The sequence below is a fragment of the Streptomyces ardesiacus genome (genome assembly GCF_003112575.1).
Classification (GTDB): domain Bacteria; phylum Actinomycetota; class Actinomycetes; order Streptomycetales; family Streptomycetaceae; genus Streptomyces; species Streptomyces ardesiacus.
Genome location: NZ_BEWC01000011.1, coordinates 1 through 12,974 on the forward strand (window position 1 = coordinate 1; position 12,974 = coordinate 12,974).

At 71.9% G+C, this 12,974-nt stretch carries 9 protein-coding genes and 1 pseudogene; 6 read left to right on the forward strand and 4 right to left on the reverse strand.

Annotated elements, in window-relative coordinates; translation table 11 throughout:
• Positions 1–177 precede the first annotated feature (177 nt).
• The 4 genes and pseudogenes from Sdi02f_RS32015 to Sdi02f_RS32030 all read left to right on the forward strand — a co-directional run.
• Positions 178–5,223 (forward strand): annotated as a pseudogene (locus tag Sdi02f_RS32015) (type I polyketide synthase); the annotation flags it as partial.
• The gene (locus tag Sdi02f_RS32020; protein WP_030404647.1) at positions 5,224–5,946 is read left to right on the forward strand and encodes a class I SAM-dependent methyltransferase; all 723 of its coding nucleotides are present in this window, start codon (positions 5,224–5,226) and stop codon (positions 5,944–5,946) included.
• 4 nt (positions 5,947–5,950) lie between these two features.
• Positions 5,951–6,832, forward strand: coding sequence for a proline iminopeptidase-family hydrolase (locus Sdi02f_RS32025; protein WP_030404648.1), 882 nt, complete (start codon positions 5,951–5,953; stop codon positions 6,830–6,832).
• A 71-nt stretch (positions 6,833–6,903) separates the two neighbouring features.
• Positions 6,904–7,854: an ACP S-malonyltransferase gene (locus Sdi02f_RS32030; protein WP_030404649.1), complete on the forward strand. Its 951-nt coding sequence runs from the start codon at positions 6,904–6,906 to the stop codon at positions 7,852–7,854.
• Here the strand turns inward: Sdi02f_RS32030 and Sdi02f_RS32035 are convergent.
• Positions 7,832–8,080: an acyl carrier protein gene (locus Sdi02f_RS32035; protein WP_030404650.1), complete on the reverse strand. Its 249-nt coding sequence runs from the start codon at positions 8,078–8,080 to the stop codon at positions 7,832–7,834. The two genes, Sdi02f_RS32030 and Sdi02f_RS32035, sit on opposite strands and share 23 nt — an antisense overlap.
• A 174-nt stretch (positions 8,081–8,254) precedes the next feature.
• Between Sdi02f_RS32035 and Sdi02f_RS32040 the strand changes: the two genes are divergently transcribed.
• Positions 8,255–9,664, forward strand: coding sequence for an AMP-binding protein (locus Sdi02f_RS32040; RefSeq protein ID WP_308285959.1), 1,410 nt, complete (start codon positions 8,255–8,257; stop codon positions 9,662–9,664).
• Positions 9,665–9,697: 33 nt separating this feature from the next.
• Here Sdi02f_RS32040 and Sdi02f_RS32045 read toward each other — a convergent pair whose 3' ends face one another.
• The 3 genes from Sdi02f_RS32045 to Sdi02f_RS32055 all read right to left on the reverse strand — a co-directional run bounded on the left by Sdi02f_RS32045 (position 9,698) and on the right by Sdi02f_RS32055 (position 12,092).
• Positions 9,698–10,603, reverse strand: coding sequence for a metallophosphoesterase family protein (locus Sdi02f_RS32045; protein ID WP_078869670.1), 906 nt, complete (start codon positions 10,601–10,603; stop codon positions 9,698–9,700).
• Positions 10,600–11,403: a thioesterase II family protein gene (locus tag Sdi02f_RS32050; RefSeq protein WP_030404653.1), complete on the reverse strand. Its 804-nt coding sequence runs from the start codon at positions 11,401–11,403 to the stop codon at positions 10,600–10,602. The genes Sdi02f_RS32045 and Sdi02f_RS32050 overlap by 4 nt, the downstream gene beginning before the upstream one ends.
• Before the next feature lie 284 nt (positions 11,404–11,687).
• The gene (locus Sdi02f_RS32055) at positions 11,688–12,092 is read right to left on the reverse strand and encodes a cold-shock protein (protein ID WP_031087523.1); all 405 of its coding nucleotides are present in this window, start codon (positions 12,090–12,092) and stop codon (positions 11,688–11,690) included.
• A 177-nt stretch (positions 12,093–12,269) separates the two neighbouring features.
• Here Sdi02f_RS32055 and Sdi02f_RS32060 point away from each other — a divergent pair, with 177 nt between their 5' ends.
• On the forward strand, positions 12,270–12,845 hold the full coding sequence (locus Sdi02f_RS32060) for a dTDP-4-dehydrorhamnose 3,5-epimerase family protein (protein ID WP_108934462.1): 576 nt from the start codon (positions 12,270–12,272) through the stop codon (positions 12,843–12,845).
• Positions 12,846–12,974: the final 129 nt, after the last annotated feature.

The following is a 12,974-nucleotide window of genomic DNA, read 5'->3' on the forward strand; positions in this document are numbered from 1 at the left end:
TCGGGTGAGGGTCAGGTGGCGGTGCGGGACGGGGTGTGGTGGGTGCCGCGTCTGGTGCGTGCCGGTGTGGAGGCTGGCTCTGGTGTGGTGGCCGGTTCCGGTTCCGGGGCCGGTGCTGGTTCTGGTTCCGGTGCCGATGCGGGTTCTGGTTCGGGTTCTGGGTCTGTGTTTGGTTCGGGTGTGGTGTTGGTGTCGGGTGGTACGGGTGGTTTGGGTGCGGTGGTGGCGCGGCATTTGGTGGTGGGTCATGGGGTGCGTGATGTGTTGTTGGTGAGTCGTCGGGGTGTGGGTGGTTCGGGGGTTGCTGGTGTGGTGGGGGAGTTGGAGGGGTTGGGGGCGCGGGTGGAGGTGGTGGCGTGTGATGTGGCGGATCGTGGGGCGTTGGCTGGTGTGTTGGAGGGGCGTGTGTTGTCGGGTGTGGTGCATGCGGCGGGTGTGTTGGATGACGGGGTGGTGTCGTCGTTGTCGGTGGATCGGTTGGCGGGGGTGTTGCGGCCGAAGGTTGATGGTGTGCTGAATTTGCATGAGTTGACGTCGGGTATGGGGTTGTCGGCGTTTGTGTTGTTTTCTTCGGTGGCGGGGGTGTTGGGGTCGCCGGGGCAGGCGAGTTATGCGGCGGCGAATGCGTTCATGGATGCGTTTGCTGTGTATCGGCGGGGGTTGGGTCTGCCGGCGCAGTCGTTGGCCTGGGGGCCCTGGGCGCAGGAGACCGGCATGTCCGGGAGCGCCGAGGCCCGAGCCCGCTTCCGGGCGCACAGCGGCGGCATCACGGCACTCGCCACCGACGAGGGCCTGGCGCTCCTCGACGCGGCAGGACGTACCGGGCAGGCCGCGCTGGTCCCCGTACGGCTCGACCTGGCGGCCCTGAGGTCCGCCGGCCAAGGAGTCCCCGAGCTGCTGCTCGGCCTCGTGCCGCCGGCCCGGCGCAGTGCCGCCGGCAGCGGTCAGGAAGACCTGGCCGACCGCCTCTCCCGGCTTCCGGCCGCGGACCGCCTGGACGTCGTGCGGGAGCTGGTGCGGGAGCACGTGGCCGCCGTGCTCGGGCACTCCACGGCCGAGGTGATCGAGCTGGACCGTGCCTTCCAGGACCTCGGGTTCGACTCGCTCACAGCCGTCGAACTGCGCAACAGGCTCAGCTCGGTCACCGGCACCCAGCTGTCCGCCACGCTCGTCTTCGACCACCCGACGCCCGAGGCCCTCGCCGACTACCTCGTGGCGGAGTTCACCGACGAGGACCGTGAGGCCGAGGAGGCCGCGGCACCCGTCGTTGCCGTCGACGAACCGATCGCGATCGTCGGAATGGCGTGCCGCTACCCCGGCGGGGTCAACTCGCCCGAGGACCTCTGGCGGCTGGTGTCGGCCGGCGGCGACGGCATCACGCCGCTGCCCGGCGACCGTGGCTGGGACCTCGACGAATGGCTGGGCGCGGGCGCGGCCGACGGCCCCGAGGTCCAGGGCGGATTCGTCGACGACGCCCCCTGCTTCGACGCCGCCTTCTTCGGCATCAGCCCCAACGAGGCGCTGGTGATGGACCCGCAGCAGCGCATGCTTCTGGAGACGTCCTGGGAGGCGCTGGAGCGGGCGGGCATCGCCCCGGCGACCCTGCGCGGCAGCGCCACCGGCGTCTTCGCCGGGGCCATGCACACCGAGTACGACCCCGGCATGTTCGGCACCCTCGACCACACCGCCGGCTACCGGGCCACCGGGCTCTCCCAGAGCGTCGTCTCCGGACGGGTCTCCTACGCCCTCGGCTTCGAAGGCCCCGCGGTGACCGTCGACACGGCCTGCTCCTCGTCCCTCGTGGCGCTGCACTGGGCGATCCAGGCGCTGCGCCAGGGCGACTGCTCGCTCGCCCTCGCGGGCGGGGTGACGACGATCGTCACCCCCAGCGCCTTCGTGAACTCCGGCGGCCGCAGCGAGCTCGCCTCCGACGGCCGGTGCAAGTCCTTCTCCGCCGATGCCGACGGCATCGGCTGGGCGGAGGGCGTCGGTGTCCTCGTCGTGGAACGGCTCTCGGACGCCCGCCGCAACAACCACGAGGTCCTGGCGGTGGTCCGGGGCAGCGCCATCAACCACCACGGTGCGTCCAACGGCCTGACGTCGCCCAACGGGCCCTCGCAGGAACGCCTCATCCGCCGGGCCCTCGCCACGGCGGGACTGCAGCCCACCGAGGTGGACGCGGTCGAGGGGCACGGCACCGGCACTCCGCTCGGTGACTCCATCGAGGTGCGCTCGCTGCTGTCGACGTACGGCCAGGACCGGAACGACGACCGGCCGCTGTGGCTGGGCTCGGTGAAGTCCAACATCGGCCACACCCAGTCCGCGTCCGGTGTCGCCGGCGTCATCAAGATGGTCATGGCGCTGCGGCATGAACAGCTGCCGATGACCCTGCACAGCCGGGAAGCCGCGACCGACGTCGACTGGGCGTCGGGGCACGTGCGGCTGCTGCGCGAGACGGTGCCGTGGCCCGCGACCGGCGGCAGGCCGCGCCGGGCCGGCGTCTCGTCGTTCGGGTTCAGCGGCACCAACGCGCACACCATCATCGAGCAGGCGCCCGAGCCCGAGCAGCCGAGCAGCGGGGAGGAGCCGCGGCCCGAGCAGGAAGGGCCGCTGCTGCCCTGGACGCTGAGCGCCCGCGGCCGCGACGCACTGCCCGCCCAGGCCGAACGGCTCCTCGCCCACGTCACCGCGCGGCCCGACCTCGACCCCCTGGACGTGGCGTACTCGCTGGCCACCTTCCGTCCTCCGCTGCCGCACCGGGCGGTGGTCACCGGCACCGGGCGGGACGACCTGCTGCGCGGCCTCGCCGCCCTCGCCCAGGGCGGCGAGGACCCCGGACTCACCGTGGGCACCGCCCGCTCCGGCGGTCGGGTCGCCTTCCTCCTCCCGGGCCAGGGCGCCGTGCGGCCGGGCACCGGACGGGAGCTGTACGCCGCCTTCCCCGTCTTCGCCGACGCCCTCGACACGGTGTGCGCGAGGTTCGACCGGCTGCTGGACCGGCCGCTGCGCGAGGTCATGTTCGCCGACGAGGGCTCCGTGCCGGGCAGGCTCCTGGAGCAGACCACGTTCGCGCATGCCGCGCTGTTCGCGCTGGAGGTCGCACTCTTCCGGCTGCTGGAGTCCTGGGGCGTGCGGGCCGACTTCCTGGCAGGACACTCCGCGGGCGAGATCGCCGCGGCGCACCTCGCGGGAGTGCTGTCGTTGAAGGACGCCGTCAAACTGGTCGCGGCCCGCGGCACCCTGGTGCAGGAACTGCCCGCCGGCGGAGCCATGGTGGCGATCGGGGCGAGCGAGGACGAGATACGTCCGATGCTGACCGACGACACCGCGATCGCCTCGGTCGACGGCCCGGCCTCCGTGGTCCTGTCCGGCGACGAGGAGGACGTGCTCCGCATCGCGGCCCACTGGGAGGACCGGGGCCGCACCACGCGCCGGCTCCCCGCCCGGCGCGCGCTCAACTCGCCGCTGATGGGCGACGTCGTGGAGGACCTGGCCGACGTGGCGGACGAGCTGTCGTTCGACGCGCCCCGCATCCCCCTCGTGTCCACGGTGACCGGCCGCCTCGCCACCGAGGACGACCTGGACGAACCGGAGCACTGGAGCGACCAGTTGCGGGCGACGGTCCGGTTCCAGGACGCGATCCGCACCCTGGAGGCCGAGGGCGTCACCCGGTTCGTGGAACTCGGCGCCGACGGCACGCTGCTCGCCGCGGTCCCGTCCTGCCTGACCGGGGAGACGGGTGAGGCGACCCTCGCCCCGGTGCTCGAACAGGGCCGGCCGGAAGCCGTGGCCGCCCTCCACGCGGCCGGGACGCTGCACGCGTCCGGTGCGGAGGTGGACCTGAAGCGCCTGTTCGCGGGCCGGGGCGCCCGCAGCGTCGAGCTGCCCCCGTACGCCTTCCACCGCCGCCGGTACTGGGCCGAGATGGACACCCTCGCCCGCGGCGGCGAGCCGGGCACGGAAGCCGCCGCCGACGCCACCACGACGGGCCGGGAACCCGCTGCCGGGCCGGACCCGGCCGGGCTGCGCCGACGTCTCGCCGGACTGTCGGCGGACCGGCAGGAGCGCGAACTGTGCGGGCTCGTGCGGCAACTGGCCGCGGACCTGCTGGGTCACGAGACGGCGGACGCGGTCGACGCGGACCTGTCGTTCCCCGAGTCGGGCTTCGACTCGCTCGCCGCCGCGCGCCTGCGCGACCGGATGAACGCGGAGACCGGGCTCAGCCTTCCGGTGACCGCGGTCTTCGACCACCACAGCCCGGCCCGGCTCGCCCAGCACCTGCGCACCGAACTGGCCGCCGGCGACGCGGTGACCGCCGTGGCCGGCGAAGCCCCGGCGGCATCCGGCGGCGACGGGCGGGGCGACATGCTGCGCACCCTGTTCCGGGAGGCCGTCGGCAACGGACGGCTCTTCGAGGGCCTGGACATGCTCAGCGCCGTGGCGGCGATGCGGCCCGCCTTCGGCACCGTCACGGAGCTCGCGGAGCCGCTGCGACCGGTGCGGCTCGCCGACGGCCCGGCCCGGACCCGGGTGCTCTGCGTCGGCACCCCGACGGCGATGTCCGGGATCTACCAGTACAGCCGTCTTGCCTCGCACTTCAGGGGCGTACGCGAGGTGACCGCGCTGCCGGTGCCCGGATTCGCCCCCGGTGAGCCGCTGCCCCGCTCCGCCGACGTACTGGTGGAGACGCTCGCCGGGACGGCCCGGTCGGCCGCCGGCGGCGAGCCGTTCGTCCTCCTCGGCCACTCCTCGGGCGGCGCTCTCGCCTACGCGACCGCGGCCCTGCTGGAGGACGCGGGGCAGCCGCCCGCCGCGGTCGTCCTGCTGGACACCTACGCCATCGAGTCCGGAGACCCCGCCGAGAGGGCGGAGCAGGAACAGGACGGTCGGGGCGCCGGGTTCGACACGGCGATGCACGCCATGGCGGCGGGGATGCTCGACCGGGAGGCCGAGTACGGCCCGTTCGACAGCACCCGGCTGTCGGCCATGGCCCACTACATCGGACTGCTGTCCGGGCTGCGGCTGCCCGGGATCACGGCACCCGTGCTGTTCGTGCGGCCCGAGGAGGCGGCCGGGACGTCCGGCCCCTGGACCGCGGGGGACAGCGTGCAGGTACCCGGCGACCACTTCGGCATCGTCGAACAGCACGCCGCCGCCACGGCGGACGCCGTGGAGAAGTGGCTGACGTCGGTCACGCACCGCGACGGTGAGGAGAAGCACTGAATGTACGAGTCGGACGACGCGGAGATCTACGACCTGATCCACCAGGGCCGCGGCAAGGACTACGCGGTCGAGGCGGACGAGGTCACCGGCCGCATCCTGGACGCCCTGCCGGGCGCCGCCTCCCTGCTCGACGTCGCCTGCGGCACCGGCAACCACCTCCGGTACTTCCACAAGACGTTCGCCCACGTGGAGGGCGTCGACCTCTCGCAGGACATGCTGACCACGGCGGCTTCGCGGCTGCCCGGGGTGCCCCTGCACCTCGGCGACATGCGGGACTTCGACCTGGGACGCTCCTTCGACGCGGTGACCTGCTTGTTCAGCTCGGTCGGCCACATGCGCACCACGGCCGACCTGGACCGGGCGCTGGCCCGCCTGGCGCGCCACACCGTCCCGGGCGGGGTCGTCGTCGTGGACCCCTGGTGGTTCCCGGACACCTTCCTGCCCGGGTACGTCGCCGGTGACGTGGTCCGGGACGACGGCCGCACCGTCGCCCGGGTCTCGCACTCGGTGGTCGAGGGCAACGCGACCCGGATGAGCGTGCACTACCTGGTGGCCGATGCCGACTCGGGCGTGCGGCACTTCACGGAGACCACGCACATCACCCTCTTCACCAGGGAGGAGTACGAGACCGCGTTCGTCCGGGCGGGGCTGGCGCCTCGGTACCTGGGAGCGGGGCCGGGCCGCCGGGGTCTGTTCGTCGGCGTGCGCGGGACGGGTGGCTGACCGGATGCCCACCGTTGCCTTCGGCGCGTACGAGACGTGGTACCGCGTGACCGGCCGCCTGGAGCAGGGCGGCCGGCCACCGGTCGTCGTGATCCACGGCGGTCCGGGCAGCACCCACGACTACCTGCTGAACCTGGCGGTGCTCGCCGACCTCGGCTGGCCCGTCGTCCACTACGACCAGCTCGGCAACGGCGCTTCCACGCACCTGCCCGACCAGGACGCCGGCTTCTGGACCGTGGACCTGTTCCTCGCGGAGCTGGACAACCTGCTGGAACAGCTGGGGGCAGCGGGCAACTACGTGCTCCTCGGTCATTCCTGGGGCGGCATGCTCGGTGCCCGGCACGCCGCCGCGCGCCCCCCGGGGCTGCGCGGACTGGTCGTCGCCGACGCCCCCGCCTCCTACCCGCTGTGGCTTCGGGAGGCGGCCCGGCTGCGGGCCGCCCTGCCCGAAGGCGTGGACGCGGCCCTGCGGGCCCACGAGGAGGCGGGCACCACCGGCACCGAGGAGTACTTCGCCGTGATGCGGGCCTACTACGACCGGCACGTGTGCCGGATCAGCCCGTGGCCCCGCGAGTACCTCGCCTCGTTCATGGAGATGCACAACGACCCGACGGTCTACTACGCCATGAACGGGCCGAGCGAGTTCCATGTCGTGGGCAGCCTGCGCGACTGGTCGGTCGTCGAGGACCTGCCGTCGATCGACGTGCCCACGCTCGTGGTGTCGGGCCGGCACGACGAGGCCACCGAGGCCACGGTCCGGCCCTACCGCGACCTGGTGCCCCGGGCCCGCTGGGAGATCCTGGAGGAGTCCAGCCATGTGCCGCACCTGGAGGAGCCCGAGCGTTTCCTGACCCTGCTCGCCGAGTTCCTGCTGGAGCTGGGGTGACCGGCCCGGCGGCCGGGAACAGGGGAGGGTAGGGGTACCCGGAGCGGACCGCCGATCACAAGGTGGACGGCATGGAGAACGACGGCCGACACGGCACCGCGATCGTGTTCCCCGGGATGGGCCCGTCCCGCTTCGCCGACGTGGGCAAGTTCATGGTGGTCAACCCCTTGGCCCGGCGGCTGGTCGCGCTTGCCGACGAGACGCTGGGCTACCCCCTCGTGGAGCGCTTCCGCGCGGCCGGGGGCGACTACAGCGAATACGCGCAGGTCGCCTTCCTCGTGAACTGCCTCGCCATGGCGCAGTGGGCGGAGACGGAACTCGGCATGGCCGCGGACGTCTGCACCGGGCCGAGCTTCGGGGAGAAACCCATGGCGGCGTACGCCGGGTCGCTGACCACGGAGCAGGCGGTGTGGATGACGGCGCGCATCGCCCGCTGCATGGAGGAGTACTTCCGCGACGAGCACCAGGACGTCGTCACGCAGTCGTTCGTGCGCACGCCCGAGGCCCGGCTGCGGGAGATCCTCGGCGAGTTGGACGAGGCGGGCGAGTGGTACGAGATCTCCTGTCACCTCGACGACGACTTCCACATGCTGTCGCTGCGGGAGTCACGCCTGGAGTGGCTGCTCGGCCGCCTGCGGGCCGGTGGCGGCCTGCCGCTCTACGCGATGCGGCCGCCGATGCACTGCGCGGCGTTCGGTGCGCTGCGCGACAGGGTGGAGGCGGAGATCTTCGCCGAGCTGGACTTCGCCGACCCGGCGCTGCCCGTGGTCTCGGCCCAGGACGGCGGTGCGGTCACCACGGCCGACGGCGTGCGGTCCCTGCTGCTCGACAGCTTCGTGCGTCCGCTGCGCTGGCCCGCCGCGGTGGCGGCGCTGGAGGAGCGAGGGGTGCGGACGGCCTACGTGGTGGGGCCCGACAGCCTCTTCGGCAGGGTCGGCACGACCACCCGGGCCTTCGACGTCGTCCAGGCCCTGCCGAAGCTGTCGCTGATGCCGCGGTTCAGGCCGCCGGCTCGGTCATGACCCGGAGGGTCTCCCACAGCACGGCGGGGGTGGCGAACGACTCCAGGGACAGCGCGTCGTCCTGGAACCGGGTGTCGTAGGAGGACTCGAGGTGCGCGAGCAGTTCCACGGTTCCGAGGGAATCGAGACCCAGCTCTCTCAGACTCGTGTCCGGCTCAAGTGGCTCGTCCGGAGCGAGAAAAGGAAGATGACGGCGAAGTGCTTCCTCGAACTGCTCGTCCCACATACCCAGTTCCTCACTTCTGTATTTCGTGCGACCGTAAAAGCAGCATAGCAGCGCGCAGTTGGCCGGTGTCCTGAAAATTCAATTCATCTCGAAGGGGCAGGAATGACGGGGATGCGGCACGCCTTGCATGCGCGTTTTCTGCGGGGGCTCGAACTGTCCCCGCACGGTCTTGCGGTGAAGTCCGGGCGGGAGTCCGTCACCTACGCCGGGGCTCATCGGCGCGCGCTCGCCTGGGCGGGCGCGATCGACCGCGCGGTGCCGCGGGAGTCGAGGGTGGTGGGCGTCCTCGGCACCGGCGGGGTCCACACCTGCGTGGGCGTGCTCGCCGCGCTGTACGCGGGCGCCACCGTGGTGCCGCTGCACCCGGACTTCCCCGCGGCCAGGACGGCGCACATGGCCGAGGCCGCGGGCGTCCGCCTGCTGCTGACGGACGGCGCAGCCGGGCCCGGGGCCGGACCGGTGCCCGTGTTCGACCTGGACGACGAGCCCCCCGGCGCCCCGTTGCCGGCCCCTCTGCCCGTCGCCCCGTCCGACCACGCGTACATCCTGTTCACGTCCGGCTCGACCGGCCGGCCCAAGGGCGTGCCCCTCACGCATGCCGGCCTCGGCCACTACTTCCGCCTGGTGGACGAGCGCTACGACTTCACACCGGACGACGTCTTCTCGGGAACCTTCGACCTCAACTTCGACTGCTCCGTGTTCGACCTGTTCTGCGCCTGGGGAGCGGGCGCGCACCTGGTCCGTACGCCTCCCTACGCCTATCGCGACCTGCCGCGGCACCTCGCCGAGGAGCAGGTGACGGTGTGGTTCTCCACACCCAGCGCGATCGGTCTCGCCCGGCGCACCACGGGTCTCGCCGAGGGCTGCCTGCCGACGCTGCGCTGGAGCTTCTTCGCGGGGGAGGCACTGCGGTGCGAGGACGCGGCGTACTGGCAGCGGGCGGCCGCCGGCTCCGCGCTGGAGAACCTGTACGGGCCGACGGAACTGACCATCACCATCGCCCGGCACCGGTGGGATCCGGCGACCTCACCGGAGCTGGCGGTCAACGGAGTGGTGCCCATCGGCCTCGTGCACGACGGGCACGAGCACCTCGCGGTCGACGGAGAGCTGTGGGTGTCCGGGCCGCAGATGGCGGCCGGATACCTCGATCCCACCGACGACGAGGGACGCTACGTGCGGCGCGACGGCGTCACCTACTACCGCACCGGCGACCAGGTGAGCCCGGCCCCGGACGGGCAGCTCCGCTATCTCGGGCGGCGCGACAACCAGCTCCAGATCCAGGGCCGCAGAGTGGAACCCGCCGAGATCGAGCACGCGCTGCGGGCCTGCCCCGGGGTCGAGGACGCCGTCGCCGTGGGGGTGCCCTCCGGGGCGGGGACGGAGTTGTTCGTCTTCTACACCGGTGATCGGGTGCCGCCCGGAAAGCTGGCGAAGAATGTGGCGGAATCGGTTCCGGCGGCGCTGGTTCCCCGGCATTACCGGCATGTGGCGGAGCTGCCGCTCAACGGCAATCGCAAGACGGACCGGCGGGCACTTCTGGCCGAAGCGGAGAAGGAACTGCGGGCGCCGGGAATTCCGGATTGATGCCCAGGAGTGGAAATGCCCGGCCGCCCCGGGTCACCAGGAAGGGATCGGTGAATCCGGGGTTTCCGGGGTTTCGGGGGACCCCGTCAAGAGGACCCGGCGCAGTACTCCCGGGGGTGTCGGGCGGGCCTGCCACTCCACGGGGTGGCCGAGGGAGACCTCCTCGAACCGCACGCCGTCGTGCCACGTGGTCCGCGGGATGTGCAGGTGGCCGTAGACCACGGTCACCACGTTGAACCGCCGGTGCCACTGCGCGGTGGCCTCCGTCCCGCACCACTGGGCCAGCTCCGGGTGCCGCAGCGCCCTCGTGGGGGCGCGCACCAGCGGATAGTGATTGACCAGGACGAGCGGCAGGTCCGGGGAGCAGTCCGCGAGCCGCCGCTCCGTCAGCGCGGCGCGATGCCGGCACCACTCGTCGACGCCCGGGTACGGGTCGGAGTGCAGCAGGAACTCGTCACTGCACACGACGCCGGTGCTCTGGGCGTAGGCGAGTCCCTGTTCCTTGGTGCGGGCGCCGGCCGGGCGGAAGGTGTAGTCGTACCCCACGAACAGGGGCGCCACCGTCACCGGACCGCCCTGCCCGGTCCACACCGGGTAGGGGTCCTCGGGGGTGACCACGCCGAGCCGGCGGCACATCCGGACCAGGTGCAGGTAGCGGGCCTCCCCGCGCAGGCCCACCTCGTCGCTGCTGTGTGTCCACAGCTCGTGGTTGCCGGGTGCCCAGACCACACGCGCGAACCGGTCGGCGAACAGGCCGAGCGCCCATTGGATGTCGGCGACCCGTTCGGCCACGTCGCCGGCCACGATCAGCCAGTCGTCGGGGTCGGGAGGGTGCAGGCTCTCCACGATGCAGCGGTTCTCGCGGTGCGACACGTGGAGGTCGCTGATGGCCCACAGGCTGCTCCGGGCGGACGACGGCTCCCGCGCTGGCGTCGTCAAGGACGCCGCCCGGAGTGCCGCGGTGCGTCCGGCGCCAGACGCTCCCGGACGACCCGGATCAGATCCGCCTGATGGTCGGTGAGGAAGAAGTGCCCGCCGGGATAGGTCCGGAGATCGAACTCCGCGGACGTGTGCGCCGACCAGGCGTCGGCCTCGTCCGCACTGACCCGCGGGTCGCTGTCGCCGGTGAAGACGGTGATGGGGCAGGTGAGCGGCGGCCCGGGTGCGTAGCGGTAGGTCTCCGCCGCACGGTAGTCCGCACGCAGCGCCGGCAGCGCCATGCGCACCACCTCGGGATCACCCAGCACGCGGGGATCGGTGCCGCTCAGTTCCCGTACGTCGGCCAGCAGACCCTCGTCGTCGCGCAGGTGCACCCGCTCGTCCCGGAAGCGGGACGGGGCACGCCGGCCGGAGGCGAAGAGGTGGCACACGTCGGTGCCGCGCGCCTGGAGCAGCCGGGCGATCTCGAAACCGAGCGTGGCGCCGAGACTGTGGCCGAAGAGGGCCACCCGCCGCCCGTCCACCGGACCGAGCGCGTCGGTGATCCGGCGGGCCAGTTCCGGGACGTCGTCCACGGGGGCCTCGTGCCGGCGGTCCTGGCGGCCGGGGTACTGCACGGCCACGACGTCCAGCACGGGCGAAAGGGCCCGCGAAAGGGGGAAGAAGAAAGATGCCGAGCCGCCCGCGTGGGGCAGGCAGACAAGGAGGACTTCCTGCGGGCGTGCGGCCGCCGGCGTGGCGCCGGGTGCGCCCAGGAATCTTCTGACCCACAATTCTTGGGCGGCTTTCGGGGGCGTCATGAAGGCGTCCGGTCCTTACGTTGCCGAGCAGTTCCCCCGCAGGTGTGCGTGGGTCTTCCGCGGCGACACATGAACGGGGCGCCCGTTCCGGGCGGTGGAATTGACACGGGGGAATGTCCACCGTTTTTCCGGAACGAACCGCCCCGTCCACGCATTGCACTTCCAAGCCGTTCCGCGTCCGGCAGGCGGCCCGCTGTCCGGTCTGGACACCGATTAACCGTAAGGTGGGGGCGGATTTTCCCATACCCCTACCCACCCCTTACCGGCACGGAATCGATGCTCGGTCAGCCGGTGATCCAGCCGTGGCCGCGCACCACCGTGGAGACGACTGCGCGTACGGCCCTCACCTGGGCCGCCGTGAGCGTGTCGACGCCGTCGAGCAGGGCTTCCGTGAGCTCGGCCTGGAAACGGTCGGCCGGCATGCGGTCCGCCCCCGCCGCCGGGGCCTTCGCGGCCTGCGGGGTGATGCGATTGGGGGACGGCTGGTAGGAGAGCCGGATCTCCGACGCCTTCGGCCCCTTCTCTCCCGATTCCAGGAAGAACTCGACGGAACTGCCCGCCTGGTAAAGGTACTTCTCGTCGACCAGGTCGTTGGCGTGCATGAAGACGTCTTCACCTCCCTCCTCGGGAGCGATGAATCCGTAGCCCTTGACCTCGTCGAACCTCAGAACCTTGCCTACCGTCAACACAGCCATACCTCCCACGCACACCAGAAGAAACGACGGATGCCCGCAACCCCGGGCATCGCGTCACGCCGGGGAATCTACAGTTCTTCGCCCGGATATGCGAGCGGTCCCGTGGATCGGCTTGCGTCAATGAGTCGAAATCCCTGGAGCCGCAGTGCGGTTGAAGCCCATACTGCCCCCATGCAGCAGGCTGAGAACGTTCCCCTGTCCGTGCAACCGACCACCATTCAGGGCCTGATGGTGATCCGGATGAAACAGATAAGCGATGAGCGCGGTACGGTCCGCGAGTTCTACCGCGAGTCGGCCTTCCTCGGCGCCGGGCTCCCCAGTCTGGGTCCCTTCACCCAGATCAACGTGATGGAGACGCGGCAGGGCGCCCTGCGAGGGCTGCACGGCGAGGACATGCACAAGCTGGTCGCCGTGGCCGAGGGCGAGGCGTTCGGTGCCTACGTCGACGCCCGCACCGATTCCCTCACGTTCGGCAGGACCGCCACCGTCCGACTGGCCAAGGGCACCCAGGTCCTCGTCCCGCGCGGGGTGTGCAACGGGTTCCAGTCGGTGAGTCCCGGAGTGACCCAGTACCTGTACTCCTTCGACCAGGAGTGGCGGCCCGGGATGGCAGGGACGTCGGTGCACCCGCTCTCCGCGGAACTGGCGATTCCGTGGCCGCTTCCCGTCGACCCCTCGAACCGTGCCGCGATCTCCGCCAAGGACGCCGGTGCGCCGTCTTCGGTGGCCGGTCCGCCCACCCCGTGAACCCCGGGACCACCGGGAACCGCGCCGCTGCGAGGCGTCGGCGGACCCGTGCCGGCGCCTCGGCGTGACGACTCACGAGGGGCCCCCAGCCCAGGGGGTCCTAGGGGTGGGACCTGGTGGGGGCCCGCA

What these genes read in the sequence shown, in the direction of transcription:
- Sdi02f_RS32020 (WP_030404647.1), top strand. Translation starts at nt 5,224, where the DNA reads ATGTACGAGTCGGACGACGCGGAGATCTACGACCTGATCCACCAGGGC.
- Sdi02f_RS32025 (WP_030404648.1), top strand. Translation starts at nt 5,951, where the DNA reads ATGCCCACCGTTGCCTTCGGCGCGTACGAGACGTGGTACCGCGTGACC.
- Sdi02f_RS32030 (WP_030404649.1), top strand. Translation starts at nt 6,904, where the DNA reads ATGGAGAACGACGGCCGACACGGCACCGCGATCGTGTTCCCCGGGATG.
- Sdi02f_RS32035 (WP_030404650.1), bottom strand. Translation starts at nt 8,080, where the DNA reads ATGTGGGACGAGCAGTTCGAGGAAGCACTTCGCCGTCATCTTCCTTTT.
- Sdi02f_RS32050 (WP_030404653.1), bottom strand. Translation starts at nt 11,403, where the DNA reads ATGACGCCCCCGAAAGCCGCCCAAGAATTGTGGGTCAGAAGATTCCTG.
- Sdi02f_RS32060 (WP_108934462.1), top strand. Translation starts at nt 12,270, where the DNA reads ATGCAGCAGGCTGAGAACGTTCCCCTGTCCGTGCAACCGACCACCATT.